The sequence below is a fragment of the Occallatibacter sp. FHG110214_02 genome (genome assembly GCF_059115385.1).
In genome coordinates this window covers 1-26,712 of sequence record NZ_JBZYWK010000003.1, presented here as the reverse complement: position 1 = coordinate 26,712, position 26,712 = coordinate 1, and the positions used below count along the sequence as shown (strand labels likewise).

Below are 26,712 nucleotides of genomic sequence, written 5' to 3'. Positions count from 1 at the left end.
GATGCGAAGATTAGACGCGCTCGATTGTCGCATATAGGCGCAAAATCAGAAAACATCTCTGTGCTATATTTCCAGGGTTCTTGACAATCCCATCCTCTTCCGCCGAACCTTGCAATAGAAAAATAAATCTGGATTTGAAAAATCTCATCCCCGGAACAACCATGCAAAGACGACAAGCTCTCAAGCTAGGCCTGGCAACCGCAGTCTCTGCCACCACCAATGCCTTTGCCTCACCACGCAAAACACCTGTCATCGATGCCCACATCCACCTTTTCGATCCCAGCCGTCCAGGCGGAATTCCATGGCCAGAAAAAAACGATTCCATCTACCGGCCATCACTGCCCCCGCGCTACGCCGCCATATCCCGCCCTTTCGGCATTGTCGGAGCCATCGCGATAGAAGCCTCCCCGCTCCCCGCTGACAATGATTGGGTTCTTAATCTCATTGCTGCGCACCCCATCATCCTCGGCTACATCGGCAACCTGCCTCCCGGCACGCTTGCCTTCGCGCAGCAACTTGATCGGCTCCATGCCAATCCCCTCTTTCTCGGCATCCGCTGCGGCAATCTGTGGAACCGCGATCTCTTTGCCGACGCTCAAAATTTGGCATTCCTCGCCGACCTGCGATACTTCTCTGCCACTGGCCTCACCTTGGAAGCCGCCAATCCTGACCTCCGCCTCATCCGCGCCGTCCTCCGCATCTCCCAGCAAATCCCCGAGCTGCGTATCGTTCTCGATCACCTGCCCAACGCCAAGATGCCGGGCAATGCTACCGATACAGCAGAATACTGGGCGGCCCTCAAAGAACTAAGCACCAACCCGCGCGTCTTCGCCAAACTCTCCGAAATCCCTGTCCGCATCGACAATCGAGTACCTACGCAGGTCGCATATTACCGAGAAAAACTGGATGCCCTCTGGAACCTCTTCGGCGAAGACCGCCTTCTCTTTGGCAGCGATTGGCCTAACAGCGACCACATCGCCCCTTACACCACCACTTTCCAAATTGTGCACAGCTACTTAGCCGAAAAAGGCCCTTCCGCCATCGAAAAATTCTTCACCCGCAACTCCAAAGCCACATACCGCTGGAGTCCCCGCAATCCTGCCCAATCCTCCGTATAGCCACCTGCTCAGCTTTCGTCCCTTGTCGCTCGTCCCTCCTCTCTACTATCATTCCCGCCATACGCTATGCCCACTGCATCTACTCCTGGCGCTCGTTTTCGCGCAGCTCTTGCGGAAGAAAAACCGCTGCAGGTGGCCGGAGCCATCAATGCTTACACCGCCCGCCTGGCTGAAGCTACGGGCTTCCGTGCGCTCTATCTTTCGGGCGGAGGAGTTGCGGCTAACTCGCTCGGGTTGCCTGACCTTGGCATCAGCACCATGGAAGATGTGCTGACCGATGTGCGGCGCATTACCGATGCGACTGCACTTCCGCTGCTGGTGGATATCGACACCGGCTGGGGCGGGGCTTTCAACATTGCGCGCACCATTCGGTCGATGATTAAGGCTGGAGCCGCCGCCGTCCACATGGAAGACCAGGTGGGCGCCAAGCGCTGCGGACATCGCCCTGGTAAGGAGCTTGTCCCTGCCGACGAGATGGTGGACCGCATCAAGGCCGCCGTGGATGCGAAGATGGATTCCAGCTTTGTACTGATGGCTCGCACGGATGCGCTGGCCAGCGAAGGCCTCGATGCAGCCATTGCCCGTGCGCAGGCTTACGTCGAAGCCGGGGCCGACATGATTTTTGCCGAGGCTGTTCGCGACCTTGAGCAGTACGCCGCTTTTCGCAAGGCTGTTGGCGTCCCCATCCTCGCGAATATTACGGAGTTCGGCCAGACGCCGCTCTACACTCGCGACCAGCTTGCGGATGCAGGCGTGGATATCGTCCTCTACTGCTGCGCTGCTTATCGGGCTATGAATGCCGCCGCGCTGAAGGTCTATGAGACTATCCGCGCGGAGGGCACGCAGCAGAGTGTGGTGCCACTTATGCAGTCCCGCGCCGACCTTTACAAGTACCTCAACTACCACGCCTACGAAGAAAAGCTGGACCAGCTCTTCGCCCAAAACAAAAGCTAGAAAGAACCTAGTAAGATTTCTCCATGCCTGCTTACTTTCTCTTCAAGACCGAGCCTGACGTTTACTCCTTCGACGACTTCCTCCGCGACCAGGAAACTATCTGGGATGGCGTGACGAATCCCACCGCCGTGAAATACCTGCGCGAGATGAAGGCCGGAACGAAGTGGATTTTCTACCATACCGGCGATGAGCGCACCGCCGTTGGCACTGGCACCGTGGAAAGCGTGGACCCGGCGAATCCCAAAGTACCCATCGTGAAGGTCAAGGTTGGCAAGAAGCTCAAAACACCGAAACAGCTAGCCGCCATCAAGGCTGAGACGATTTTTGCGGATTCGCCGCTGGTTATTATTGGTCGGTTGTCGGTAGTGCCACTGACGAAAGATCAGTGGGATTGGTTTGTGGGTTGAGTACACCAAGCAAGGAAATTGGCATACTATGCCAATTTCCTTATGCTGAGCCAGAGGTACCCAATGCCCACATGTAACGTTAATCTGACTCCGGAACTTAACCAGTTCATTACCACTCGGGTAGAAACCGGCAGATTTGCGAATGCCAGTGAAGTTATGCGTACAGCTTTACGGCTGTTGGTAGGTGATGAGCGTGAAAACGAGGAAAAGCTGATTGCACTTCGAGCCGCGCTCGACCATGGTCTTGCAAGCGGTATTGCGAAACCCGGCACAATGGACCGAATACGCAAGAAGTATGGTTTGCCTGCAAAGGAAGCATAAGAGTGCTGTCAATCAGGTTTTCTGAGGATGCAGATGCAGACCTGGAAGTCATCGCGGAATATACATGGGACAAAACCAACTCGCTAAATATATGCGTGAGTTGGATAGCTGCTTTGAGCGCATCCAGAAGAATCCTCTCATAGGAAGAGACTATTCTTCGGTTCATCATGGATTCCGGCGAATCGAGGTAGGCCGACATTCGGTCTTCTACATCATTGAACCTGATGGCATTGTGATTATCCGCATTTTGCACCAAAATATGCTGCCCACGAACTATTTCTGATTCAGCCATCCCTTCGTATTCAATAGCTGCCGATTCTCAAGCGCCCAGACTCTATCGGTGAACTCATCGGCGGCTTTGCCCTCTCGCGTGGCCTTTTCAAAGGCCAACTGCGCGGCCATCATCTTCGCATCGAAGTCGTCGATGAAGCTTAGAGCCAGCGCTTCGGGAATCATCGGCAGCTTGGGCGAGCCGAACTCCAGCTTGCCGTGGTGCGACAGGATGAGGTGCAGCACCAGCGTGCGCAAGCGCGGCGGGAAGTCGGGCAGCGCGTCTATCGTCTTTGCCGCAAGCTCGTAGCCCATCTGGATGTGCCCCAGCAGCACGCCTTCGACGGAGTACTCGAAGCCAATCTCCCACTGAAGCTCCTGAATCTTGCCGATGTCGTGCAGGATGACGCCCGTCATCAGCAAATCGCGGTTCAGGATTGGATAATTTGGCGTAATGCGGTCGGCCAATGTGAGTAGGCTCACGACATGCTCCAGCAAACCGCCGAGCCACGCATGATGCAGTTGCTTCGCCGCCGGAGCCTCGCGGAACTTACCGCCGATGTGCTCATCTTCGAGCAGCGTATCCAGAAGCAGCTTCAGATGCGGGTCCGTGAAGGAGTCCACAAAACCACGTAGCTGCGCCCAAAGCTCGTCCACGTCATACGTTGTCGCGGGCATCAGGTCGGCTTTGTCTGTTTCTTCCGCCGTAGCCTTGCGTAGCTGATCCACCTTCATCTGCAGCTTGCCGTCAAAGAGGGAGACGCTGCCGCGCACCTTCACCACATCGCCCTGTTCCACATCTTTTGAGATGCGCGGATCGTTCGGCTCCCACACGCGCGCTTCAAGCTGACCAGTCTTATCCGCAAATTGCAGGTTCAGGTATGGCTTGCCTGTTTTGGTGGTGCGCTGCTGTTTGGATAGGACAAGGAAAAAGCTGTCGAAGGGTTTGCCTTCTTCATAAGAGGCCAGGTCGGCGATAAAGATGTCCTTCATTATGGAGAAAGAATACGAGGACGAGGGATGAAACACAAACGGCACTCCGCATATGCGGAGTGCCGTTTGACTAACAGCGAATTGCTGCTTGCTACTGCTGCGGCGCTGGAGCCGGAGTCTGCGGGGCAGGAGCCGGCGCTTGCGGCGTGGTGGTTGGAGCACCCGCACCCTGCGCCTGCGGAATGGGTGTAGGCTGAGGAGCCGGAGCGTTCTTCTGCGACTCATCCGGCTTGCGCTGGCTAAAGCGCGTCTTCGCGGCATCCTCGGTTGCGGTGTTCTTTTTCTTCTTTTTCTTACTTGCGGTGTCGCCGCCCAGACCTAACGGCTGCGCCTGCGTCTGGCGATCGGCCAGTTCATCCGCAGCTGCTGGAGCAGGCGTGGTTGCATCCTGCTGTTGCTGCAGAAGGCCCTTCGACTTGGGAGCCTTGGGCAGCTTAGCGCGGTCGCTGAAGCGCGTCTTCTTCTCAGGAGCGGCCTGCTCAAGCGGATTATCCGGTTCCTGATTCTGAGCCGTTTGCGTTCCCGCAGCAGCATCTGCCGCCGTTGCGCCATTTGCGCCCGCTGCGTCTTCCGTCTGTGCCGGAGCCGCCGCCGAAGGCAGCGTCTTTGTCGGCGCTTTGCCGAAACGAATCTTTTCCTTCTTGCCCGGCTTCTCTGCCTTCGCAACCGTCTTGGTGGCTACTGCGGGCGTAGGAGCATCCGGCGTTGCCGTCGCTGCCGTATCTACTACCTGCGGACTCTTCTGGCGGAAGTGCGCGTTCTCGCGGAAGCGCGTACGCTCCACCTTCTTCTTTTTCTTGGCCGAAGGAGGCGTGTAAGCCGAGTAAGCAATCGGATTGATACGCTTGTTCGTCGTCGCGCCCGTATCCTCATATCCCGGCTTGATGTTGATGTAAGCGTCCTCGCGCATCTTGGTCAGATAGTCGCGCATGGCCGGTTCCATCTTGGACATGTAGTAGGCTTCTTCCACCTGGTTCTGCACGTCCTTGAACTGCGGCGCGCCGCCAGCAACATGCTCATTCACCTTGAGGATGATGAAGCCCTGCCGCGTGCGAATCGGCTCCGTGTACTGCCCCGCCTGCAGACCAAAGGTTGCGTCTTCCAGCACCTTTGCCAGAGCGCCGCGCTTGTACTGACCAAGGTCGCCGCCCTCGCTTGCAGTCTGTCCATCGCTGGAGGTACGCGCCAACTGAGTAAAGTCCGCACCGGCCTTCAGCTTCGCTTCAATGTCGTCTGCCTTAGCCTTGGCCTCGGCAACCTTGGCATCATCCGCGTCGCCGGTTCCGGTGGAGACCAGGATTTCGCTCAGCTTGACGCTCTCCGGCTGCACGTAGTCCTGCTTGTGCTCCTCAAAGTAGCGCTGTATTTCGCCGGGAGTGAGAGTGCGCGAGATATGCCCGCCCACTTCCTGCTGCATCACTTGCTGCGTGATGATCTGGTTGCGGATATTCGCCTTGAAGTCCTCGAAGGAGACACCCTGCTCCTGCGCCGCTTTTTCGAGGTCTTCCATGGTGTTCAGGTTGTACTGCTTGCGAATCGCGTTGAGGCGGTTCACCAGCTCGGTTTCACCGTTGATGCCCAGTTCCTTGCCCTTGGAGAGCCAGAGCTGCTGGTCGATCAGGTTGCGCAGCAAATCCTTGTGTGCCTCGGACATCTGCTGCATCGTCGCGCCGCGCTGGCGGGCTTCGTCGTCCAGCTCCTTCATGGCGCGGTCGTAGTCACCGCGCGTAATGATCTGGTCATTGACGCGGGCAAGAATCTCTTCCACCGTAACGCCGCCGTAGGGGCTGGAGGGATCGGCAGTCTTGGCCTGCGGAGCCGGGGCCTGCGGAGTTTGCGCAATCGCGGGGGCAACGAGCAGGACCGCACCCAGCACAGGCGCAGATACCGCGGAAATTCGAAGGAGTCTTAAAGTCATAGATTCGGCACACTGCAGGCAGACAATTTCGTTGCCTGGGTTATAGACGTCATTGTAAATGGCTGGGGAGCGAAAAGAGCAGAGACAAGGGAAAAGGGACAAGAGACGGGGGAGAAAAGCCGTCTGGCACGCGGATTGCTTACCGCCCGGCACACTGCAGAGTCCAATTCCCCAGTGCTATACTCTAGCTCACAAACCGGGCGTTTTCGGCCCGGGAAAAGGCGTTTGTGTCCACATCGCCTGGAGGTTCTGCCGCTTATGACTCCCCGCGCCCGCCGCGCACTTTTCTTCCTCGTCCTTTTCTTCGCCGTCATGGCCGTTGCCGGCTCCGTGCTGCAGCGCAAGGTCGGCGCGCAATCCTCTGAGGATGAGAGCCAGATTCGCGACAGCCTCAAGGCTTTTACCAACGTCTACTCGCTCGTGGAGCAGAACTACGCCGAGCCGATTACCGGCGACAAGGCTGACGCTGCCATCTATGACGGCGCGATTCCGGGCATGCTGCGAACGCTCGACCCGCACTCCAACTTCTATGATCCCAAGGCTTACGCCAAGATGCGCGAAGACCAGCGCGGTCATTATTACGGCGTGGGCATGCTGATTCAGCAGCAGCGCGACCCCAAGAACGGCAAGGACCAGGTCATCGTAAAGATTCCGTACGAGGGCACGCCTTCGTTCCGCGCCGGTATTCGTCCGGCTGACCAGATTGTGGCCATCGACGGCAAGCCGGTCACCATTGGCAATGCCGACCCCAACTCGATTAACTCATCCGACTCGGTGGCCAAGAACCTCAAGGGCCCCAAGGGCACGCACGTCCAGGTAAGCATGATTCGCAACGGGCAGGACAAGCCGCTCGTATTCGACCTGGTTCGCGATGAGATTCCGCACCCCTCGGTTGACCTGAAGTACGAGGTTCGCCCCGGCGTTGGATACATTCACCTGACGCAGTTTATGGAAACCAGCGCGCAGGAAGTGAATGACGCTGTGGACAACTTCGGCGACCTGAAGGGCCTGATTCTCGACCTTCGCGGCAACCCCGGCGGTCTTCTGAGCCAGGCGGTGGAGATTTGTGACCACCTGCTGGCCAAGGGACAGACGATTGTTTCGCAGCGCGGACGCGCCTACCCCGACCAGAACTACGTAGCCACGCACGGTAACAGCGGCAAGGTCTTCCCGATCATCGTCCTTGTGAATCGCAACACGGCTTCGGCGGCGGAGATTGTCTCCGGCGCGCTGCAGGACCACGACCGCGCGCTGATTGTTGGCGAAACCACCTTCGGTAAGGGTCTTGTGCAGACGGTCTACAACCTGAGCGAAAACACCGGCCTTGCGCTGACCACGTATCACTACTACACGCCCTCAGGCCGCCTGATTCAGCGCAACTATGAAGGCGTTTCGCTGCTCGACTACTACTACAATCACGCAGGCGTGGCGGATTCAAAGACTCGCGAAGTAAAGATGACGGACTCTGGCCGCACCGTTTACGGCGGCGGCGGAATTACGCCGGACGAGAAGGTGGACACACCGAAGTCGGACCACTTCCAGGATGAGATTCTCTACCGCGACGGCTTCTTCCGCTTTGCGCCGGTCTACATGGCGAACCACACCGTGGATAAGAGCTTCCAGGTGGATGACGCCGTGCTCACCAGCTTCAAGCAGTACCTGACCAGCGAAGGCGTGCAGTTCACCGATAAGGACGTCACCGACAATATCGAGTGGCTGAAGGTCAACATCAAGGACAAGGTTCTCTCCGCGCAGTATGGCCAGACCATCGGCCTGCACCTGCTGGCCGATTGGGATCCCATGATCCAGAAGGCGCTCACCTACCTGCCCGAAGCACAGGCGCTGGAAGATAACGCGCACAAGGTTCAGGCGCAGAAAGCGCAGGCTCGCAATGAAGCGCCGGTTGCGACTCAGCGCTAGTTACAGCTCACTACCAAATCAAAAGGACCGGCAATCGCCGGTCCTTTTGATTTGATTTGGTGATGAAAAAGTCTACGCTGCGAATGGCTTATTGCCCTGATCGCCGAGCCCCGCGAGCAATCCCGCAATAGAAATATCCTCGTTCAGTGCATCCCAGTGGAGTCCGCGACTGCTGAGCCGCACCTGCTCGCGCTGTTCCGGCGTACCATTCACCAGGCGGGGAAACCACGCGATAGGTACGCCAAGCGTGCGGCCATCGCTCAATTCAACCCACATGCTGTCTTCGTCGAAACGTACGCTCTTTGGACTAACCGAAGTGCTCATTCCATGCCCTTTCAATCAGTTCACGATTTGCTGTGACAATCCACTGAAGCTCGCGAAGTGTACGAGCATCGTAACCATCATTGTAGGCCACCTGAACTTGCGGATATAACCAGAATTTCGCTTCCACTCCATCTTTCTCCACGTGAATGTGCACTGGTTCCCGTGGATCTCCTTCATTGGAGTAAAAGAAAAAACGGAACCCACGTTCCCGAAAGACTGTTGGCATAGGATTGTGCCTAGTTTATCCTGCTTCACTTCTCGTCGTTATAAATCTGCACCGTAATCTTTCCACCTTCCGCCAGGCGCGCACGAAACATCCCCGGCGTATTAAAGCTGAAGGCCGTCTGCCCATCCGGAGTAACGGCAATCACTCCACCGTCTCCATGCAGCGCTTCCAGCTCATGATGAATCACTTCATCGGCGGCATCCTGCAGCTTCATCCCCTTGAACTTCACAAGATTGCAAACCTCGCGTGCCACGCCGAGGCGGATGAAGTATTCGCCGGAGCCGGTGCTTGAAACCGCGCAGGAATCATTCGACGCATACGTGCCCGCGCCGATAATCGGTGAGTCGCCAACGCGCCCCGGCATCTTGCCCTGCATGCCGCCCGTTGAAGTTCCGGCAGCGATATTGCCGCTGCGGTCGAGCGCCACCACGCCCGTTGTTCCGTGGCTACGCTTGTCCGCGCCTTCGTCATAAAACATGGCAACAGGAACAGTCTTGCCCGGCTTCTCCGGCACGCCCTCAGGCCGCGGCGGAATCGGCTTGCCCTGCTCCTTCAACTGCTTCACCAACGACTGCCAGCGCGACTCCGTGAAGAAGTAGCTCGGCGGCTCCTGTTGCAGTCCCACCTTCGCGCCAAACGCATCCGCGCCCGTCCCCGCCATCATCACATACGGCGACTTCTCCATCACCGCACGCGCCAGGCTGATGGGATGCTTTGTCTTCGTCACGCCGGCAACCGCGCCGGCCTTCAACGTTGCGCCTTCCATGATGGACGCATCCATCTCGTTCTTGCCCTCAGCCGAAAACACCGCCCCATGACCAGAATTAAACAAGGGGTCATCTTCCAGAACCTTCAGCGTTGCCTCGACAGCATCGAGAGCCGAACCGCCTGCATCGAGAACCTTCGCGCCAGCCTCCGTCGCCTCCGTCAAGCCCGCGCGATACGCTTTGTCTCCTTCTTCTCCCAATGCCGCGCGCTCAATGTCTCCCGCGCCGCCGTGCACCACAATGCTCCATTTGTGCGTAGCCGCTTGCTGCGCACCTGCGGCAGTACATACTGCGGTCATCGCCATTGCCGCTAAAAATCCCTTCATCGCGAGCATCCCCTTTCAACTGTTTTTCTCATCGTATAAGAATCTTTCCGCTTCGCACTCTTCCATTTACCATCGCACCCATGAAGCACTTTTTTCGCGCTCTCCTTACCTGCTCTCTTCTCGCCTGTTGTTGCGCCTCCTTCGCGCAGCCAACGCCCATCCCCGTCAAAGTCGTCGTCATCGCCATGTTTGAAATTGGCGCAGACACAGGCGACCAGCCCGGCGAACTTCAGTACTGGGTGGAACGCGACCATCTCGACCACGTTTATCCGCTGCCAGCCGCGTACCATTCCGTTCGCATGAATGACCGCGGCGAGCTTGCAGTTCTCACCGGACAGGGCACAGCCTCTGCCGCGTCCACTATCATGGCTCTTGGACTCGACCCGCGCTTCGACCTCTCGCATGCCTACTGGATTGTCGCTGGTATTGCAGGCGGCAGCCCCGACAAGATATCGCTAGGCTCCGCGGCATGGGCTCGCTACGTCATTGACGGCGACCTAGCTTACGAAATTGACTCCCGCGAAATCCCCGCCAGCTGGTCTACTGGATTTCTCCCTCTGCGTAAGACCAAGCCCTTCGAGCAACCCGCTACCCCCCTCCCTGGGCAGGTATATCAGCTTAACGAGCCGCTGACGCTGTGGGCCTATGCGCTCACCAGGGACACACCGCTGGCCGACACGGACAAGCTCAAGCAAATCCGCGCTAACTTTGACGGTGCCTCCGCACAGCGCCCGCCCTTCGTCACGCTCGGCGACACCATCTCGTCTTCAACGTACTGGCACGGAAAATTCTTTGACCAGTGGGCGACGGAGTGGACACGCTACTTCACCAATGGACAAGGCACATTTGCAACCACCGCGATGGAAGATACCGGCACGCTGCAATCGCTCAAGTTTCTTTCCAGCGCAGGCCGCATCGACTGGTCACGCATCCTGGTTCTGCGCACGGTCAGCAACTTTGACCGCCAGCCACGTAACCTTACCGCGCCGGAAAGCCTTGCGCAGCAACGCATCGGCACGTACAGCGCGTATCTGCCTTCTCTTGAAGCCGCCTATACCGTTGGCCACACGGTTGTAAATGAGTTGCTGAACAACTGGAGCAAGTACGCGGCCACGCCGCCGTCGCAAGCACACTAGCAATTGCACAAAGGTGCAAAGCGCAGTCCGCCGCCAGCGAAGGGCCTTGGCTAGTGTGGCCTCAATGCGGAACAATGCTTGCGTTCCGTATTTCGCCGTTCATATACGCGGCAAAGCGCGAGAGGAAAGCTGACAAATGCACTCAGTCTGGTTCGGCGAGTTTATGGGCACCCTGACCATCCTTCTCTTCGGCAATGGCGTCAACGCCGGCGTAACGCTTCGCAAGTCTTACGTCGCCGACTCAGGATGGATGGTCATTGCCACAGGATGGGGACTAGCCGTTCTCTGCGGAGTCCTTGTCTCGCAGGCTTTCGGCAGCTCAGCAGCACATCTCAACCCAGCCATCACACTTGCCGTCGCCGTTAAAACCGGCGACTTCTCGCAACTACTCTCCATCTGGTCCGCGCAAATGCTCGGCGCCATGTGCGGAGCCGCGCTTGTTACGCTGCACTACGCCAAACACTGGAGCCAGACAGATAATCCCGCAGGCAAGCTCGGTATCTTCTGCACCTCGCCCGCTATTCCCTCTCTCGTCTTCAACCTGCTCAGCGAAATTCTCGGCACCGCCGCGCTCATCATCGTTGCCACTGCCATCGGCTCTCGCGGAGTTTCACCCACAGGCCCGGCAGGCGGCGTTGGCCCGTGGCTCGTTGCAAGCCTGGTGTGGGGCATCGGCCTCTCGCTCGGAGGCACCACCGGATACGCCATCAATCCCGCACGTGACCTGGGCCCACGCCTCGTTCACTTCCTCGCGCCCATCCCCGGCAAGGGCGGCAGCAACTGGAGCTACGCGCCTATCCCTGCCATAGGCCCACTTATCGGCGGAGTGCTCGCTGGCTTCTTCCTTCGCGCTGCGAATCTTTAAGCACCACTACTCCAAAAACGAAGCCACCACGCTCAACGCCGCAATCGCCGCTGTCTCTGCGCGAAGAATTCGCGGACCAAGCGAAGCAGCCTTCCATCCATTCGCATCCAGCAGCGCTTCCTCATCCGGAGCCCATCCACCTTCCGGACCAAAAGCAAGCTCAAGGCGCGGCATCTCATTGCCCGCAGCGTTCACTGCCTCTGTTACTACCTCGCGCAACGTAACGCCACGCTCCTGCTCTGCAAGCACAATGCGCGTAACGCCTTCCGCAGCAGCCTTCACGCGCTCCGCCAGCGACATGGGATCAAGAATCAATGGCACATCCGAACGCCGCGACTGCTTCGCTGCCTCATGCGCAATTCTGCGCCAGCGCTCCACACGCTTTGCCGCAGCCTGCGCAAGATGCTTCTCCGTTCTCCGCGCAATCACCGGCACAATCGTCTCCACGCCAAGCTCCGTCGCTTTTTCGATACCCCACTCCATGTGGTCAAACTTGAAGACGGAGATCACGAGCGTAATCGGCAATGCAGGGTCGGCTTCCAACTCAGCAAGCAGGTTGAAACGCACCTCATTCGCTGCAACCGCTACCACCTCCGCATGAAAGACATGCCCACCCGCAACAACATCCGCTTCCATGCCCGGCGTTGCGCGCAACACACGCGACAGATGCTCAGCCTGCGCTCCTGTCAATGTTGCAGTTGCTTCATCCCAATGCTCGGCAATCCAGCGGCGGCGCGTCATGCGTATCGTTCCTTTCGTTCCATCAACCGTCCAACAGATTCTATCGAGTCCTTGCTGTAGCTGCAGAAACGTCGAAGGGGATGCCCGAGAGCATCCCCTTCACGTTGCCTGTTTTTGTTGCTGACCGTGAATTACTTTTTCTTCGTTGCCTTCTTCACGGCCTTCTTGGCTGGTGCCTTTTTGGCTGCCTTCTTCGTTGCCATGTTTGCCTATTCTCCCTAATCGATGATGTTCATCGATGACTGCAATTCATATTGCAGTTGAGGAATGTATAGATTTATAGAAAACAAGTGTCAAGAAAAAAACGCATGACGAGTGGAAAAAGTGGCAACAATTTTTCTGAATGGAACTCTGCGATGTTTTCCATTCAACTCTTCACACACTCATGCCGATGAATTATGTCTCGCATTCGCCACGCACAACACACTCACAATCAGCACTCAATTACATTCAACGCAAGCCCTGCGAGACTCGTCTCCTTGTAGCGAGACTGCATATCAAGACCTGTCTGATACATCGTCTGAATCACCTGGTCGAGCGATACCTTATGGCCTTCCGTCTCATTCATCGCAAGCCGCGTGGCATGCACTGCTTTCACTGCGCCCATCGCGTTGCGCTCAATGCACGGAATCTGCACAAGGCCGCCGATGGGGTCGCACGTCATGCCAAGGTTGTGCTCCATCGCAATCTCGGCAGCATGCTCAATCTGCGCATTCGTTCCGCCCAGCGCTGCGGCAAGTCCGCCTGCAGCCATGGAGCAGGCAACGCCAACCTCGCCCTGGCATCCAACCTCCGCACCGCTGATGGAAGCGTTCTCCTTGTACAAAATTCCAATCGCAGCAGAAGTAAGAAAGTAGCGCTGAATGCCTTCGTCGTTCGCACCCTCTATAAATTTTTCGTAATAGCGAGCCACCGCAGGCACCACTCCCGCCGCCCCGTTTGTCGGAGCAGTCACCACGCGACCGCCTGCTGCATTCTCTTCATTCACCGCCATGGCAAAGACCGTTACCCAATCAAGCGGTGCCAGCGGATCTTTACTTCCCTGCTCGCGCAAGCGCTCCGCGAGCCGCTTCGCTCTGCGCCGCACATTTAGCCCACCCGGCAACACACCTTCCGTCGCCATGCCGCGATCCATGCAAGCCTTCATCGTCTGCCAGATGGTCTCAATACCCTTGCGAATGCGCAACGCATCCACTTCACGCGTGCTGCTGTTGCTCAGCAACGCGAATTCGTTCTCCAGCATCAGCTCGGCAATGCTCTGCCCGCTCACCTCGGCCATCTGCAACAACTCCGCTGCACTATGAAAGGCAAACGGAACCACCGCGCACGCCAGCATGTCCGTACCCAGCGCGCCTACATCGCCATCTTCCACAATGAAGCCGCCGCCGATGGAAAAGTACGTACGCGCATCCAACAATGTACCCGCATCGTCGAAAGCCACAGCGCGCATTCCATTCGGATGCTGCATCTTCGCTCCGGGAGGAAACATCTCATCGCGATGCAGGACCAGGTCCCGCGCCTCCTCGAAGGCGACCTCCTGCATTCCATTCAGCACAATTCTTTTTTCGGAACGAATCTTCGCAATCGTTGCTTCAATCGCATCCGGCTGAACCGTCGCAGGCTCATTCCCCGCCAGCCCCAGCAACACCGCTCGGTCTGTCGCGTGACCAATCCCCGTCAGCGCCAGCGAACCATACAGCTCCACGCGCACACGCCGCACATCGTTCAATAATCCACGGTCATTGAGCCCACGCGCAAACGCACACGCTGCCCGCATCGGCCCCATCGTATGGGAGCTCGATGGGCCAACACCAATTTTGTAAAGGTCGAAAAGACTCGTAGCCACAATCAAATTCTAGCTGCGCGCCACGCTTCCTGCTTTCGTCTCTCGTCCTTCGTCACTCGCCCCTAACCGTTTTCTGCTACACTTCCTCCAACAAACCCCAACCTCATGCTCTTCAAATCCTTCAGCGCAGCTGTCTATGGAATTGATGCCAACCTCATCGACGTCGAAGTCGATTACAGCGGCACTGTTCTTGAAAAAGAAATCTTCCACACTGTAGGCCTGCCCGATGCCTCTGTTCGCGAAAGCCGCGACCGCGTGCGCGCAGCTATCAAGAACTCCGGCTTCCTGATTCCGCCCACGCATATCACCATCAACCTTGCGCCCGCGGACCTGAAGAAGGAAGGCTCCGGCTTCGACCTCCCTATCGCCATCGGACTTCTCGGAGCCTATGGCGCATTGCGCATCGATAACCTCAGCAGCTTTCTTCTCGTTGGCGAGTTGGGGCTCGACGGCAGCGTGCGCCCCGTGCCTGGTGTTCTGCCCATGGCGATTCTCGCTCGCGAGAAGGCCATTCCGAACCTGATTCTTCCTGCAGCCAATGCAGCGGAGGCCGCAGTCGTTGAAGGCGTCAACGTCTATCCCGTCACTTCGCTCACAGATGTGATTCAACTTCTCAACACATCTGTCGCAGGAGTTCTCCAACGCGAGCCTGTTCGTGGGTCCACTGAAACGCTGCTCACCGAACTGCAGCACTTCGCCGTGGACTTCAAAGATGTGCGCGGCCAACAGACCGCCAAGCGCGCTCTCGAAGTTGCCGCCGCCGGCTCGCACAACATCTTGATGATCGGCCCGCCCGGCTCCGGCAAAACCATGCTGGCAAAACGCCTGCCATCGATTCTTGCACCGCTCACCTTCGACGAAGCGCTGGAGACAACCAAGATTCACTCCGTTGCCGGAGTTCTCGACGCCGCAGCCGGACTCGTCACACAGCGGCCTTTCCGCTCGCCGCACCACACCATCTCCGATGCAGGTCTCATCGGCGGCGGCATGGTTCCGCGCCCCGGTGAAGTCTCGCTGGCGCACAACGGCCTTCTCTTCCTCGACGAACTGCCGGAGTTTCCACGCAACGTTCTGGAAGTAATGCGCCAGCCGCTCGAAGACCACACCGTCACCATCGCCCGCGCCAGCATGAGCCTCAACTTCCCTGCCCGCTTCATGCTCGCCGCCGCCATGAACCCGTGCCCCTGCGGCTTCTTCAATGACAAGTCCCGCGAGTGCATGTGCACACCGCCGATGATTCAGCGTTATGTCTCCAAGGTCTCCGGCCCACTGCTCGACCGCATCGACATCCACATCGAGGTCCCGGCCGTTCAATATAAAGAGCTGCGCGGCGGAGCAGCCGCCGAGGGCTCCACGGAAATCCGCGACCGCGTCCTTGCCGCACGCGAACGCCAGCGCAACCGCTTCCGCCAGCACGGCGAAAAAATCTACTCGAACGCGCAGATGACCACCCGGCAGATTCGCGCTTATTGCGAGCTGTCGCCCGACGCCGAGCGGCTTCTGGAACGCGCCATGCAGCAACAGGGCCTGACCGCCCGCGCTCACGATCGCATCCTGAAGGTCGCCCGCACCGTCGCCGACCTCGAAGGCGCAGAATCCCTTGCCGTTCCCCACCTGGCCGAGGCCATCCAGTACCGAACGCTGGACCGAAGCTACTGGTCGTGAGACGAGTTCTAAACGAGCTGTCCCGTTACACTTCTGCCACGTTACTTTGGTTCACCTGCTGCCTGTCGGACTTTCGTTCTCTTGTTGCAAATCGGGAAGAAACGTACAAAATAAGTCCCAGCACTCCCCAAAAGGGAACTGGGCCCATTACTGATTTGCACTCGGAGTTCGACCATGAATGGCGCAGAAACCCTGCACGGCCTTGATTTCTTTGTATTTGGCGTGCCTCTAATCTTTTTGCTGATTGTCGCGTTTTTCCGTCTGGACAACCTGCTTATCTCTTCCAAGGCCAGCCGCGCCGCCCGCGTTGCAGTACGTCCCTTCGCCAGCCGGGATACGGAGTCCATGTTCAGCGACCCCGATGGCCGCCCTTGGGAGTAACGCTGCTGCCAGTCTTGATGCCCCTTAGTTTTGCAGCCTGTATAGCCCTTTCGCAATGAAAGACCTATCTCAAAGAATCATAAGCAGTTAATAAGGATTTGTATCCACTGTCACAAGGCCCTGTAAAGCGGGAAAATAACTGTTGACCGTGATTCTTTATGAGTATAAAGTCAAGAGTGCCACCCAATAGGGCCGACCGGACTTTACGTTCCCTGCGTCCTTTTGTTCAATTCCCGCATCATAAAAGATGAAGAGCTTTGGCTCCGGGGCTGACACAGGGGTGTGTACCGCCTTTCCCCCAGTTCAAGCCGGGCAGCGCCAGGTGCACTGCAGGTCTGTGGATAAAAGGCGCAGCCGGTCCCGCATTGCGCAGGACCACACAAAAATTTATGAACTCCACGCATGGTGCGTGCGTCTAACCCCTTGGAATGAAACAAAGGCAGCCAGCAAGAAAGGCAGCCGACTGCATTCGCCGGCGCCAAAGCAGTTCCGGCCGGGCAGACATAGATGTGAAGGAGAATTGCAATGCGTTCCGATTTGATTTTTGGGGCACTCACTCATGTGTCCAACCGCTATCAGCTCTGTCAGCTAGCGAGCAAGGCGACCCGCAAGCTGCACAAGCCGAATACTCGCCTGCAGGACACCACGAATGAGGTTCTGGTCCGCTTTCACGGCACCAACCCTGCCGCGTCCACGCTTGCTGCCCCGGCAGCAACGCCCGTGCAGGAGCGCCGCGCTGCCTAATAGCAGCATGTACTCTGTTGTGAATGAGCTAGTTTCGGTGGTGGCGGTTCTCCCTTCCTGTTTTGGGAACCGCCGCCAAACGAACCATAATTCCCAACCATACTTTTCTGGAGAAATCCTAAGCACCGCCGCTATACTGCTCTCGTAAGAAGTCCCGCCTGATTTTCCCCGGCCTTGACCATTCCGGAGCACAATCCCACACAATCCCCTTCCAATCCATCCCTCCCTATTCGCAGGTGAACATGACCATCGCTGAACTCAAAGAAAAGAACATCACCGAACTGAGCCGCATTGCGCGCACCCTTGAAATTCCTGGCGCCAGCGGCCTTCGCAAGCAGGATTTGATCTTCAAGATCCTCCAGGCCCAAAGCGAAAAAGAAGGCCACATTTTTGCCGACGGTGTCCTCGAAATCCTTCCCGACGGCTACGGCTTCCTCCGCTCGCCGGATTACAACTACCTTCCCGGCCCGGACGACATTTACGTCTCCCCGTCGCAGATTCGCAAGTTTGACCTCAAGACCGGCGACTCCATCAGCGGCAACGTACGCCCGCCCCACGAAGGCGAAAAGTATTTCGCACTCGTCAAGATTGAAGCCATCAACTTCGAGTCGCCCGAAGAAACCCGCAACAAGATCCTCTTCGACAACCTGACGCCGCTCTACCCGCAGGAGCGCATCAAGATGGAGACCGTACGCGAAGCCACCAGCGGCCGCGTCATGGACCTGCTCACGCCCGTAGGCAAGGGCCAGCGCGGACTCATCGTTGCTCCGCCGCGTACCGGCAAGACGATGCTGTTGCAGTCCATCGCCAACTCCATCACGTCGAACCATCCGGAAGTCGTGCTCATCGTTCTCCTCATCGACGAGCGCCCGGAAGAAGTCACGGACATGCAGCGCAGCGTGAAGGGTGAAGTCATCAGCTCTACCTTTGACGAGCCCGCCGCCCGCCACGTGCAGGTTGCGGAAATGGTCATCGAGAAGGCCAAGCGCCTCGTCGAGCACAAGCGCGACGTCGTCATCCTGCTCGACTCCATCACGCGTCTCGCCCGCGCCTACAATACCATCGTTCCCCCATCGGGCAAAGTCCTCTCCGGCGGTGTCGATTCCAACGCACTCCAGCGCCCCAAGCGCTTCTTCGGCGCGGCTCGCAACATTGAAGAAGGCGGCTCGCTGACGATCATCGCCACAGCCCTCGTCGATACCGGCTCCCGCATGGACGAAGTCATCTTTGAAGAGTTTAAGGGCACCGGCAACATGGAAATCATCCTCGACCGCAAGCTCGTCGATAAGCGCGTCTTCCCGGCCATCGACATTCAGCGCAGCGGCACCCGTAAAGAAGAGTTGCTTATCCCCAAGGAAGACCTGCAGCGCATCTGGGTTCTCCGCAAGGTGCTCAACCCACTCTCGCCGGTTGAGGCAATGGAACTCCTCATCAGCCGCCTGGAGAAGGTCCGCAACAACGCGGAATTCCTCCAGAACATGAATCAGCTGTAAGTAAAATCGCAGCACCGGAACAACGAAGGCCGGGGCAACTCCCCGGCCTTTTATGCAAGCCCCCACACGGAGAGTCAAGATGAAACGCCTGTTCCAAGCCGCCCTCGCAATCCTGCTCGTCACCTGCGCCCTGCAAGCCTCCGCGCAACAGGACAACGGCGCATGGCAGCCGGCCAGCCGCACCGCTTCCAGCATCACGGGCCCTATCGCCATCTCGGAAAACCGGCTCTCCATCAACTTCCTCGGCTTCACCATCGTCACCCTCCGCGCCCTCAAGCCGGAAGAAGTGGCCGCCGTTTTCGATGCCGATGTGAACACCGCAGGCCCCGGCGCGCTCTACCATCTCAACGTCGCCGCCGAACAGCGCTTCCTCCACAAAAACACCCTCTGCGGTAGCGAAGCCACGCAATGGATGGCTACCTACGCCTATGGCAAAACCCTGCGCGTAGCCTTCTTCTCCGGGACGGAACCGCCGACGTTCACCTTCGACGCCATCTCCAACTCAACGGCTCTCTGCGGAACCTACACCTACGCGCGCTAATCTCAGCGCAGGCTTTTCCCGCCCCTCTTGATTTCCTGCGGCACTTGCCTCATTGTTGTACTGCAACACCATTGCCGTGCCGCGACGCACATCCATCTCTCACGACATCGCATTCGCCCTCGCCGCCCTGCTCTGTGCCTTCGGCGTCCGCTCAGACGCGTTGCCGCATTACCGCTCCCGCCTTTCCGCATTGCCGCACGTCACCCTCTGGGCATGGGAACGCCGCGAAGACCTTCGCAGCATTGATCCGTACAAATTTGCCGTTGCTTACCTCGACCGCACGCTCACCATCAGCGCAACTGTCAGTGCACAGCCGCGCCGCAACCCGCTCGCCTTTCCGCAGGCCGCAAAACAAATCGCAGTAGTCCGCATCGAAGCCCCGCAATACGCCGAGCTAAGCGACTCAAACCGCGCCGAAGCTGTCCGCCAACTCCTTGCAGTAGCCAGCACACCCGGCATCTCCGCATTGCAAATCGACTTCGACGCGACACAATCGCAGCGCGCCTTTTACCGCGACCTTCTCACCGACCTCCGCCGCCAGTTCCCCGCTAATCTTCCGCTCTCCATCACCGCGCTGGCCTCATGGTGCAGCGGCGACGACTGGCTCCGCGCCCTTCCGCCCAATGCCAGGCCCGATGAAGCCGTCCCCATGTTCTTCCGCATGGAGCCGGGCCGCCACCCCGGCGACCCAGAGACCTACACCATCCGCGAACCACTCTGCATGGGCTCCGCCGGCCTTTCGACAACCGAGCCATGGCCTGAAAATCTAGCAGGAAAACGCCTCTACCTCTTCCCCGACAACGGCTGGCGCAAAGACTCGCCCGCCTCTCTCGAACGGAGACTCCCGTGAAAGCGCCCCTCACCCGCCGCCGCATCCTCGCAATCGCAGCATTCGCCCTCGCCCCCCTGCTCTCGCCCAACGGCAGCGTAGAAGCCTGCGGCCCAGACTTTTCTCCCGACGTATTTGTGAACAACAGCCACCCTGACGACATATCCGCATTCGCCAGGGGCCAACTCGGCATTCTTCAGTCAGGCTTCGACTCCAACCACTATGCAGCGGCTTATCGCTATCTCATCGGCAGCTCACTCAACATCAAAGAGCAGACCGCCATCGTTCCCTTCGGCCTCACGCAAGAACAGATGACACCGGAACAGTGGAAGGCAAAAGAACAAGAGGCCGCTGAAGCAGGAAATCCGGACGAAGAACCCTCCAAGCTCTGGCACAACGCCCGCGCAGAGTTTATCCCGGATGCTGCTGCAGCAAGCAAGGCCGCCAATGGCAGTTCCGACAGGTATCTTGATGCGCAGGGCAATGTCGTCGTCTTTGGCGACTACTACAACTGCCCTGGCGCCGCATACACTAACGCAACCCTCACCCTTAGCAAGCGCGCCGTAACCTGGGGCAAATCCAGCCCCATACTGCTCGACTGGATTCATGCGCAGGATGCCGTCTTTTCTCACTGCAACGGACGCTCCGGCATTATGCCTGCCTCCGCCCCCGCACACGCCCCCGCACTGCTCCGTGCTGACCGCGCCTATCAGGCCGCATCCGCAGTCTTTTATGACAATCAATACGACGCGGCAATCCAGCAATTCACCGCCATCGCCAATGACAAGGACTCACCCTGGCACGACTGGGGCCTTTATCTAGCGGCCCGCGCCACCGTCCGCAAAGCCTTCAATATGGGCAAGCCAACCGAACCTTATAGCGGCGACCTCGCCAGCTTCGATCTGGCCACGATGAAGCAAGCACAGCAAATGCTGGAATCTCTACTGGCAGAGCCGCATCCTACGCCTTCGCGTGAGGCCATCACAAGCGAACTCAACTTCGTCCGCATCCGCACTGAGCCCGCTAAACGCATCGCGGAAATCTCTGCCGCACTCATCGGCCCCGCACACGACCCACACTTTGCACAGAATCTCGCTGACCTGAACTGGATTCTGTCAAAGGGCACCCTGAATGCGCCGGACAAAACCAGCACCAACTATCTGCAAATTGCACCCGCCAACCGACCACCACTGCTTAACTGGATCGCCGCCTGGCGAGGACTCATACCCACTTCCACACTCATCTCCAACTGGCAGCAGAGCCACGCACTCTCCTGGCTCGTTGTCGCAATCGCCAAGGCCAACGCGAAAACCAACGCCGCGGACATCCCCGCGCTTCTCACAGCCGCTGAAGCCGTCCCGGCCAACTCACCCGCTTACCAGACCGTCTTCTACCACCGCGTCCGCCTGCTGCTCGAATCCAATCGCCTCGACGAAGCCCGCGCCCTGCTTGATCCCGCGCTAGCCGCCACGCAATCCAGCAAGCCCGACTCCTGGAGAAACGCCCTCTTAGCCGAACGCCTCTCCGCCGCGCGCAATTACGCCGAATTCCTCACCTACTCTCCGCGCACCGCACTCGAAACCGGCTCGCAACCCTCTTGGGACCTCCACGCCCTCTGTCAGAAACGCGCTGACAAAAAGCCGGATGATTTTACCCCAGCGCCCTGCCCCGAGCTTGATAGCCCCCTCACCTTCGACACCGATGCAACCAGCATCCTCAACGAACAAACCCCGCTCCTGCGCCTCATTGAAGCAGCGAAATCCCCCGCTCTCCCCGTCAATCTCCGCCAGAATGTAGCCATCATCGCGTGGACCCGAGCCGTTGTTCTCGACGACACAAAATCCGCCGCAGCCCTTGCGCACCTGCTCCCCAAAGAAGCTGGCGTCACCGCGCAAACCGCCTCCGGATTCCCCGCCGTCGTCGCTATCCTGCGCAACGACGGCATGCAGCCCACGCTCGACCCCGGCATTGCCCGCGTTGCCAGCTTCAATCAATTCGACCAGTTCCGCGACAACGGCTGGTGCTCGCTCAACATGGACCTCAAACCCGAAAACGGAGCCACACCCCCACCCCAACCTGCACTGCCGCAGCCCGCGCTTTTCACACCCGAGGAGCAGCAACAGGCCGCCACCGAATACGCCCGTCTCAAAGCCCTTCCTGACTCGCAGGAACTTCTCACCCAGCGCGTTCTTGCCTACGCCAAGGCCCACCCGACCGATCCGCTTGTCCCCGAAGCGCTCCACCTGGCCGTGCGCGCCACGCACTTCAGTTGTAAGACCTACGACCCCAAAATCCCCTGGGACCAGCGCCCCCCATACAACCCCACCAGCAAAGCAGCCTTCCAGCTTCTGCACAAAAACTACCCCAACTCCCCGTGGGCGAAAAAGACACGCACCTATTACTGATCGGCGCTTTGCCATCGAGCCGCATCGCTGTTAAAATCAGAGAAGTCTCGTGGGGCTGTAGCTCAGCTGGGAGAGCGCCTCGTTCGCAACGAGGAGGCCAGCGGTTCGATCCCGCTCAGCTCCACCAAGAACTGGCCGTTCAGGCAACTGCGGCCTTTGGCCGCCACGCAGCATCTGTGGGCCTCCCGATGGTCGGCTGCTAATTCTTCCCTACTCCCTGAAAAATCCAAACAATAAAATGCGAGACGTGTTTTTGCTTCGCGCCTGATTCCTTTTGCCATGCAAAAAGGCGAAGCAATTAAGCCTCGCCTTTCGTCCAAATCCCGTAAATATCTCTTACGAATTCTCCGGCAACACATCCATAAACGGGCTCACCGAAAATACCGCCTTGCCCGGTCCCGGCTCGCCATATCCCGGCGGCGGCGGCAGCTTGAACTCCGCCAGCGTATCGCGATAAACCTCCAGCAGCCGCAGGTGATACTCCAGCGGCGCACCGTCCGGATTCGCCTTGCCCAGCGGCGTTGTCGGCTCCGGACACCAGGTCGTAAACCTCGGCACCACCCCATGTGACATGAAGAACTGCAGCCCCTCCTGCGTGGAAGCAACCGCCTTCTCCACATCGGTATACCCGTAAGGCTTCGCCATCTCAATACCCGCAACAAAATTCGGAATCACGCATGACGTACCGAAGATGCTCGCTGCATCCACCACGCGCTTAATCCACTCCTCGCGCCCAATGTAGCGGTTCTTCCCCGGTGAATACGCCGCAAACAAGTCCTTGTCCCAAACCTCGTAGTTCGGGTGATAAATCTTCGTGCCCGCATCCTTCAGCCGCTGCACATCTTCCTTCGGCCACGCCTGCGTAACAACCTTGCCAATCCAGCGGTTTGGAAACTTCTTCTCAATCGCCTCGACATACTGGCTGTAAAACTCCACCTCGGTCTGCCCACCAAGCTGCGAAGTAATGCTCCCACCCGTCACCGTGTAAGCCGTAGCCGAGCTGTTATTCGCCGCAATCACCTCAAGCGCCGCAAGAATATCCTCCACCTTCTTCACGCCCGTATACGGACGCCCCGCCGCAATCTGCTCGCGGTAGTTGTGGTTGATATCGCAGAACTGGCACTCTTCCTTCTCGCCAAAGTACTGGCAAATGCGAAAGACGGTGAGATAAATCAGGTATCCCCACTCAATCGTCGGCGCAATCTCCGCAACGCGCTTTCCATCTTCCAGCACGTGCCCATAGTGCTCCGGCATGGAAGGCAGCGTCACCTTCGCCAACAGCTCTTCACCCACCGTCAGCCAGCGCTCGCCCTCATGCACAACCACCTTGTACGGCGAAGCCGGATTCAGCCGCACCGATACAATCGTGCGCCGCAGGTTAAACTGCCCACCCGTCAGCGCAATCTCTTCCGGAGCCTTCCACTGCGTCGTCGCATCCAGCTCATTCTGCTTCACCATGTTGAACGAAAAGATGAAGTACGACTTTGGCTGATGCGCCGCCGCCGGGTTCGCCGGAACCAGCGCCTCCGGCGCAAACGTCACCCCGCGCCGCAAAAGATCGGCCTTAAGAATTGCCTCAACGGGAAGACTGGGATGACGCTCGATGTATTCGCCCAAAATGGGGCCAACGGATGCTGTTTCAACTGCCATATCTCTATTTTCTCTCATTCGCGCAGCGTCCGGCCAAAGCGGCCACTCTCATAGAGATTCCCGCAGCGCCGCCACGATTCATCCCAGCGTCATTTCGGCGCAAAAACGTGATACGTAACCCCATCCCAAGCATTGCGAATGCCGATAAACAGCAGCAGCAACGCCACCGCGGCCACTCCAAACTGCGACTCCCGAAACCACCCGCGCGAAGCAACCGCCGAGCCGGCCAGCGCGCAATAGGCCACCAGCGGCAGCAGCATGTAATACACCCAGTCCGTCGCCACCATCTTGTATGTGTTCTGCCTCGCGGCGCGCCATACCGTCAACAGCGAGTAGCCAATCCCCACCGCTCCCGCCACAAGCCACGCATCTTCCACTCCCGCAGCACTGCGCCACGGTGCGCACGTCACCGCGGACAACAACAGCACCATGCTGAAGTGGACAATCGTCGGCGTAGAAAACGCCTCGCTCGTGTCCTGCTGCACCGCCATGTTGGTCTTCTGCGCCACCAGCGTCATCACCACAAACTGCAGGCCAATCAAGGCTCCCGCAGACGAGCCGACAATCGTATAAAAATTCTCCCAACCCTCAAGTGGATTCATAGCCCGATTCTCGCATCCTCCGCTTCCCTGTTTTGCGCTGGCCGGAGAATACCACCCGCTCCTCAAACAAACTAAAATAGAAGAGGAATGCCCCCAATTCTCAACGCACAATCTGTCTCGAAGGCCTTCGGCGCCGCGCCGCTCTTCCGCAACATCTCGCTCACCGTCAGCGAAGGCGACCGCATCGGCCTCATCGGCCCCAACGGCGCGGGTAAATCCACCCTGCTCTCCGTGCTCGCCGGCATCCAGGACCCCGACTCCGGCGAAGTAGCCGTGCGCAAGCGCGCCCGCGTCTCCTACGTGGCGCAGGACTCGCTCTACCCCGCCGGCCTCAGCGTGCGCAACGTTCTTGAAAACGCGCTGACCTCCGCCCACATTGCCGAAGACGACCGCGAAGGCCGCCTGCGCGAGCTGGCAGGCCGCACCGGCTTTGCCGAACTGACAGACGAAGCCGCATCCCTCTCCGGTGGCTGGCGCAAACGTCTCGCCATCGCGGAAGCGCTCGTCGTACACCCTGACGTGCTCCTGCTCGACGAACCTACCAACCATCTCGACCTCGCCGGAATCCGCTGGCTCGAAGAGTTGCTGGAGCAAGCCGACTTCGCAACCGTCATCGTCAGCCACGACCGCTACTTCCTCGAAAACGTAGCCAACGAAATCGTAGAGCTGAACCGCATCTACGCCGAAGGCCTGTTGCGCGTGCGCGGAAAATTCAGCCGCTTCCTCGAAGAGCGCCAGTCGTATCTCGAATCGCAATCCCGCGAGCAGGAAAGCCTCCGCAATCGCGTCCGCACGGAAATCGAGTGGCTGCGCCGCGGCCCCAAGGCCCGCACCACCAAGAGCAAAGCCCGCATCGACTCTGCCAATGAGATGATTCGCAAGCTGGCCGACATGGACACGCGCTCCATCGTCAACAACGCGGGCATCGACTTCCAGGCAAGCGACCGCAAGACCAAGCGCCTCATCACGCTTGAAAATCTCTCCTACAAAATCGGCGACCGCACACTCTTTGAAAATCTCAACTTCGTCTTCACAGCAGGCACGCGCGTAGGACTCGTAGGAGCCAACGGCAGCGGCAAAACAACGCTGCTGCGCTTACTACGCAGCGAAATCGAGCCGACATCCGGCACCATTCAACGTGCCGACTTTCTACGCATCGTCTACTTCAGCCAGCTCCGCGAAATCGACCCGAAGCTAACACTGCGCCAGGCACTCTCACCCGATGGTGATGCAGTCGTCTATCAAGGCCGCCAGATTCACGTAGCAAGCTGGGCCACGCGCTTCCTCTTTGCCAGCGAACAGCTCAATCAGCCCGTCGAACGCCTCAGCGGCGGCGAGCGTGCCCGCGTACTCATCGCACGCTTGATGCTTGAGCCCGCCGACCTGCTTCTGCTCGACGAGCCGACCAACGACCTCGACATCCCCACGCTCGACATTCTCGAAGAAAGCCTGCTGGAGTTCCCCGGCGCACTCGTACTCGTAACGCACGACCGCTATCTTCTCGACCGCATCTCCACAACCGTGCTGGGCCTCGATGCCAAAGGCAACGCAGCGCAGTTCGCAAGCTACGAGCAGTGGGAAGACTGGCAGGCCGAAGCGGAAGCGCCCAGGGAAAAGCCCGCGCCACAAGCCGAAGCCGCGCCTGCCCCCAGGCAAGAGCCAAAGAAAAAACTCTCGTATCTCGAAGCAAGAGAGTTCGCCACCATCGAGCAGCGCGTAGAAGAAGCCGACGCCGTGCTGGTTGCCGCTCATGCGCGAGTAGAAGACCCAGCCGTAGCCACCAATTCCGTGGAACTGCAGAAAGCCCTTGCAGAACTGGAAGCCGCGCAAGAAGCTATTGATACTCTCTACGCACGCTGGGCCGAGCTAACAGAAAAGGCGGGCTAATAGCCCGCCTTCCATCCAGTTTTGAAAGGGCACGACGAAAGTCGTGCCAATAATAGGCAAAAATACGTCCGGCCTTTAGCCTCTGAGGGATGTTTTATTCCCTAGGCCGTATCGACAATTAGGTTAAGGATGATGGCAGAGCAGGCGAGTGCGACGAGGGCTTGGAAGCACGTTTTCGATTTCTCGTAGCGAGTGGCGAATCTGCGGAACTGTTTTAATCTGCTGAAACAGCGTTCGATGCGGTTGCGCAGCTTATACAAGGTTCTGTCGTACTCGCGCTGCAGCTTGCGGTTGGAGCGCGGCGGAATCACCGCCTGGGCTTTCATCGCCACTTTCACATGCGCGACGATCTTGTCCGAGTCGTAGCCCTTGTCGGCAATCAC

Annotated in this window: 26 protein-coding genes and 1 tRNA gene; 17 read left to right on the top strand and 10 right to left on the bottom strand. The window is 58.5% G+C overall.

Translation table 11 applies throughout. The features are described 5' to 3' along the window. The first annotated feature begins 161 nt into the window (after positions 1-161). The 5 genes from AC5S3R_RS04035 (at position 162) to AC5S3R_RS04015 (ending at position 3,083) form a co-directional block, all read left to right on the top strand. Positions 162-1,118: an amidohydrolase family protein gene (locus AC5S3R_RS04035; RefSeq protein WP_494265448.1), complete on the top strand. Its 957-nt coding sequence runs from the start codon at positions 162-164 to the stop codon at positions 1,116-1,118. Positions 1,119-1,184: 66 nt separating this feature from the next. Further along, the gene (gene prpB / locus AC5S3R_RS04030; protein ID WP_494265447.1) at positions 1,185-2,072 is read left to right on the top strand and encodes a methylisocitrate lyase; all 888 of its coding nucleotides are present in this window, start codon (positions 1,185-1,187) and stop codon (positions 2,070-2,072) included. 23 nt (positions 2,073-2,095) lie between these two features. Further along, on the top strand, positions 2,096-2,479 hold the full coding sequence (locus AC5S3R_RS04025; protein ID WP_494265446.1) for an EVE domain-containing protein: 384 nt from the start codon (positions 2,096-2,098) through the stop codon (positions 2,477-2,479). A gap of 63 nt (positions 2,480-2,542) precedes the next feature. Beyond that, on the top strand, positions 2,543-2,800 hold the full coding sequence (locus AC5S3R_RS04020) for a type II toxin-antitoxin system ParD family antitoxin (protein ID WP_494265445.1): 258 nt from the start codon (positions 2,543-2,545) through the stop codon (positions 2,798-2,800). A 64-nt stretch (positions 2,801-2,864) separates the two neighbouring features. Further along, a complete protein-coding gene (locus AC5S3R_RS04015) occupies positions 2,865-3,083 on the top strand; it encodes a type II toxin-antitoxin system RelE/ParE family toxin (protein ID WP_494265443.1) in 219 nt (72 codons plus the stop codon). Here AC5S3R_RS04015 and AC5S3R_RS04010 read toward each other — a convergent pair. Together AC5S3R_RS04010 and AC5S3R_RS04005 are read right to left on the bottom strand one after the other, a co-directional pair. After that, positions 3,074-4,063, bottom strand: coding sequence for a 3'-5' exoribonuclease YhaM family protein (locus AC5S3R_RS04010; protein ID WP_494265441.1), 990 nt, complete (start codon positions 4,061-4,063; stop codon positions 3,074-3,076). The two genes, AC5S3R_RS04015 and AC5S3R_RS04010, sit on opposite strands and share 10 nt — an antisense overlap. 91 nt (positions 4,064-4,154) lie before the next feature. Continuing rightward, positions 4,155-5,981 (bottom strand): peptidylprolyl isomerase, encoded by a 1,827-nt coding sequence (locus tag AC5S3R_RS04005; protein WP_494265440.1) that lies wholly within the window; start codon positions 5,979-5,981, stop codon positions 4,155-4,157. Between the two features lie 258 nt (positions 5,982-6,239). Between AC5S3R_RS04005 and AC5S3R_RS04000 the strand changes: the two genes are divergently transcribed. Beyond that, entirely contained in the window at positions 6,240-7,901 is a 1,662-nt protein-coding gene (locus AC5S3R_RS04000) for a S41 family peptidase (protein WP_494265439.1), read from the top strand. Positions 7,902-7,973: 72 nt separating this feature from the next. Here the strand turns inward: AC5S3R_RS04000 and AC5S3R_RS03995 are convergent, their stop codons facing one another. The 3 genes from AC5S3R_RS03995 to AC5S3R_RS03985 are packed head-to-tail and all read right to left on the bottom strand — an operon-like array spanning position 7,974 to position 9,544. Further along, positions 7,974-8,225, bottom strand: a complete 252-nt coding sequence (locus tag AC5S3R_RS03995; protein WP_494265438.1) for a DUF2442 domain-containing protein — start codon at positions 8,223-8,225, stop codon at positions 7,974-7,976. Further along, complete coding sequence (locus AC5S3R_RS03990; protein WP_494265437.1) at positions 8,209-8,451, bottom strand: DUF4160 domain-containing protein; 243 nt, start codon at positions 8,449-8,451, stop codon at positions 8,209-8,211. The genes AC5S3R_RS03995 and AC5S3R_RS03990 overlap by 17 nt, the downstream gene beginning before the upstream one ends. Before the next feature lie 25 nt (positions 8,452-8,476). Beyond that, a complete protein-coding gene (locus AC5S3R_RS03985; protein ID WP_494265435.1) occupies positions 8,477-9,544 on the bottom strand; it encodes an isoaspartyl peptidase/L-asparaginase family protein in 1,068 nt (355 codons plus the stop codon). An 80-nt stretch (positions 9,545-9,624) separates the two neighbouring features. Between AC5S3R_RS03985 and AC5S3R_RS03980 the strand changes: the two genes are divergently transcribed. Beyond that, on the top strand, positions 9,625-10,680 hold the full coding sequence (locus tag AC5S3R_RS03980) for a purine nucleoside permease (protein WP_494265433.1): 1,056 nt from the start codon (positions 9,625-9,627) through the stop codon (positions 10,678-10,680). 136 nt (positions 10,681-10,816) lie between these two features. After that, positions 10,817-11,545, top strand: coding sequence for an MIP/aquaporin family protein (locus tag AC5S3R_RS03975; RefSeq protein WP_494265432.1), 729 nt, complete (start codon positions 10,817-10,819; stop codon positions 11,543-11,545). A 6-nt stretch (positions 11,546-11,551) separates the two neighbouring features. Here AC5S3R_RS03975 and AC5S3R_RS03970 read toward each other — a convergent pair whose 3' ends face one another. Continuing rightward, the gene (locus AC5S3R_RS03970) at positions 11,552-12,286 is read right to left on the bottom strand and encodes a 16S rRNA (uracil(1498)-N(3))-methyltransferase (protein ID WP_494265429.1); all 735 of its coding nucleotides are present in this window, start codon (positions 12,284-12,286) and stop codon (positions 11,552-11,554) included. Positions 12,287-12,719: 433 nt separating this feature from the next. Continuing rightward, on the bottom strand, positions 12,720-14,132 hold the full coding sequence (locus tag AC5S3R_RS03965) for an L-serine ammonia-lyase (RefSeq protein ID WP_494265428.1): 1,413 nt from the start codon (positions 14,130-14,132) through the stop codon (positions 12,720-12,722). A gap of 105 nt (positions 14,133-14,237) precedes the next feature. Between AC5S3R_RS03965 and AC5S3R_RS03960 the strand changes: the two genes are divergently transcribed. The 8 genes from AC5S3R_RS03960 (at position 14,238) to AC5S3R_RS03925 (ending at position 22,317) form a co-directional block, all read left to right on the top strand. Further along, positions 14,238-15,797 carry a YifB family Mg chelatase-like AAA ATPase gene (locus tag AC5S3R_RS03960; protein ID WP_494265426.1) on the top strand — a complete coding sequence of 520 codons (1,560 nt, stop codon included), beginning with the start codon at positions 14,238-14,240 and terminating at the stop codon, positions 15,795-15,797. Between the two features lie 174 nt (positions 15,798-15,971). Beyond that, positions 15,972-16,178 (top strand): hypothetical protein, encoded by a 207-nt coding sequence (locus AC5S3R_RS03955; RefSeq protein WP_494265424.1) that lies wholly within the window; start codon positions 15,972-15,974, stop codon positions 16,176-16,178. A 525-nt stretch (positions 16,179-16,703) separates the two neighbouring features. Next, complete coding sequence (locus tag AC5S3R_RS03950; protein ID WP_494265422.1) at positions 16,704-16,922, top strand: DNA-directed RNA polymerase subunit omega; 219 nt, start codon at positions 16,704-16,706, stop codon at positions 16,920-16,922. 242 nt (positions 16,923-17,164) lie between these two features. Continuing rightward, the gene (rho, locus tag AC5S3R_RS03945) at positions 17,165-18,415 is read left to right on the top strand and encodes a transcription termination factor Rho (protein ID WP_494265421.1); all 1,251 of its coding nucleotides are present in this window, start codon (positions 17,165-17,167) and stop codon (positions 18,413-18,415) included. A gap of 79 nt (positions 18,416-18,494) precedes the next feature. Beyond that, positions 18,495-18,956, top strand: coding sequence for a hypothetical protein (locus tag AC5S3R_RS03940; protein ID WP_494265419.1), 462 nt, complete (start codon positions 18,495-18,497; stop codon positions 18,954-18,956). Between the two features lie 76 nt (positions 18,957-19,032). After that, positions 19,033-19,806, top strand: coding sequence for a DUF3142 domain-containing protein (locus AC5S3R_RS03935; RefSeq protein WP_494265418.1), 774 nt, complete (start codon positions 19,033-19,035; stop codon positions 19,804-19,806). After that, the gene (locus AC5S3R_RS03930; protein WP_494265417.1) at positions 19,803-22,190 is read left to right on the top strand and encodes a hypothetical protein; all 2,388 of its coding nucleotides are present in this window, start codon (positions 19,803-19,805) and stop codon (positions 22,188-22,190) included. The genes AC5S3R_RS03935 and AC5S3R_RS03930 overlap by 4 nt, the downstream gene beginning before the upstream one ends. Positions 22,191-22,241: 51 nt before the next feature. After that, a tRNA-Ala gene (locus AC5S3R_RS03925) sits at positions 22,242-22,317 on the top strand. A gap of 209 nt (positions 22,318-22,526) precedes the next feature. On the opposite strand, the gene AC5S3R_RS03920 is transcribed toward AC5S3R_RS03925, so the two are convergent. Further along, the gene (locus AC5S3R_RS03920) at positions 22,527-23,840 is read right to left on the bottom strand and encodes a radical SAM protein (RefSeq protein ID WP_494265416.1); all 1,314 of its coding nucleotides are present in this window, start codon (positions 23,838-23,840) and stop codon (positions 22,527-22,529) included. Positions 23,841-23,929: 89 nt separating this feature from the next. Further along, positions 23,930-24,442, bottom strand: a complete 513-nt coding sequence (locus AC5S3R_RS03915) for a hypothetical protein (protein WP_494265414.1) — start codon at positions 24,440-24,442, stop codon at positions 23,930-23,932. Between the two features lie 87 nt (positions 24,443-24,529). Here AC5S3R_RS03915 and AC5S3R_RS03910 point away from each other — a divergent pair, with 87 nt between their 5' ends. Next, positions 24,530-26,329, top strand: a complete 1,800-nt coding sequence (locus AC5S3R_RS03910; RefSeq protein WP_494265412.1) for an ABC-F family ATP-binding cassette domain-containing protein — start codon at positions 24,530-24,532, stop codon at positions 26,327-26,329. 101 nt (positions 26,330-26,430) lie between these two features. Here AC5S3R_RS03910 and AC5S3R_RS03905 read toward each other — a convergent pair. Then, a partial coding sequence (locus AC5S3R_RS03905; RefSeq protein WP_494265411.1) for a transposase occupies positions 26,431-26,712 on the bottom strand: 282 nt, incomplete at its 5' end.

Coding starts and splice junctions, on each gene's coding strand:
- AC5S3R_RS03960 (WP_494265426.1), top strand. CDS start 14,238: ATGCTCTTCAAATCCTTCAGCGCAGCTGTCTATGGAATTGATGCCAAC.
- AC5S3R_RS03980 (WP_494265433.1), top strand. CDS start 9,625: ATGAAGCACTTTTTTCGCGCTCTCCTTACCTGCTCTCTTCTCGCCTGT.
- AC5S3R_RS04010 (WP_494265441.1), bottom strand. CDS start 4,063: ATGAAGGACATCTTTATCGCCGACCTGGCCTCTTATGAAGAAGGCAAA.
- AC5S3R_RS03970 (WP_494265429.1), bottom strand. CDS start 12,286: ATGACGCGCCGCCGCTGGATTGCCGAGCATTGGGATGAAGCAACTGCA.
- AC5S3R_RS03910 (WP_494265412.1), top strand. CDS start 24,530: ATGCCCCCAATTCTCAACGCACAATCTGTCTCGAAGGCCTTCGGCGCC.
- AC5S3R_RS03990 (WP_494265437.1), bottom strand. CDS start 8,451: ATGCCAACAGTCTTTCGGGAACGTGGGTTCCGTTTTTTCTTTTACTCC.
- AC5S3R_RS03995 (WP_494265438.1), bottom strand. CDS start 8,225: ATGAGCACTTCGGTTAGTCCAAAGAGCGTACGTTTCGACGAAGACAGC.
- AC5S3R_RS03920 (WP_494265416.1), bottom strand. CDS start 23,840: ATGGCAGTTGAAACAGCATCCGTTGGCCCCATTTTGGGCGAATACATC.
- AC5S3R_RS03940 (WP_494265419.1), top strand. CDS start 18,495: ATGAAACGCCTGTTCCAAGCCGCCCTCGCAATCCTGCTCGTCACCTGC.
- rho (WP_494265421.1), top strand. CDS start 17,165: ATGACCATCGCTGAACTCAAAGAAAAGAACATCACCGAACTGAGCCGC.
- AC5S3R_RS03950 (WP_494265422.1), top strand. CDS start 16,704: ATGCGTTCCGATTTGATTTTTGGGGCACTCACTCATGTGTCCAACCGC.
- AC5S3R_RS03955 (WP_494265424.1), top strand. CDS start 15,972: ATGAATGGCGCAGAAACCCTGCACGGCCTTGATTTCTTTGTATTTGGC.
- AC5S3R_RS04000 (WP_494265439.1), top strand. CDS start 6,240: ATGACTCCCCGCGCCCGCCGCGCACTTTTCTTCCTCGTCCTTTTCTTC.
- AC5S3R_RS03915 (WP_494265414.1), bottom strand. CDS start 24,442: ATGAATCCACTTGAGGGTTGGGAGAATTTTTATACGATTGTCGGCTCG.
- prpB (WP_494265447.1), top strand. CDS start 1,185: ATGCCCACTGCATCTACTCCTGGCGCTCGTTTTCGCGCAGCTCTTGCG.
- AC5S3R_RS04005 (WP_494265440.1), bottom strand. CDS start 5,981: ATGACTTTAAGACTCCTTCGAATTTCCGCGGTATCTGCGCCTGTGCTG.
- AC5S3R_RS03985 (WP_494265435.1), bottom strand. CDS start 9,544: ATGAAGGGATTTTTAGCGGCAATGGCGATGACCGCAGTATGTACTGCC.
- AC5S3R_RS04020 (WP_494265445.1), top strand. CDS start 2,543: ATGCCCACATGTAACGTTAATCTGACTCCGGAACTTAACCAGTTCATT.
- AC5S3R_RS03975 (WP_494265432.1), top strand. CDS start 10,817: ATGCACTCAGTCTGGTTCGGCGAGTTTATGGGCACCCTGACCATCCTT.
- AC5S3R_RS04035 (WP_494265448.1), top strand. CDS start 162: ATGCAAAGACGACAAGCTCTCAAGCTAGGCCTGGCAACCGCAGTCTCT.
- AC5S3R_RS04015 (WP_494265443.1), top strand. CDS start 2,865: ATGGGACAAAACCAACTCGCTAAATATATGCGTGAGTTGGATAGCTGC.
- AC5S3R_RS04025 (WP_494265446.1), top strand. CDS start 2,096: ATGCCTGCTTACTTTCTCTTCAAGACCGAGCCTGACGTTTACTCCTTC.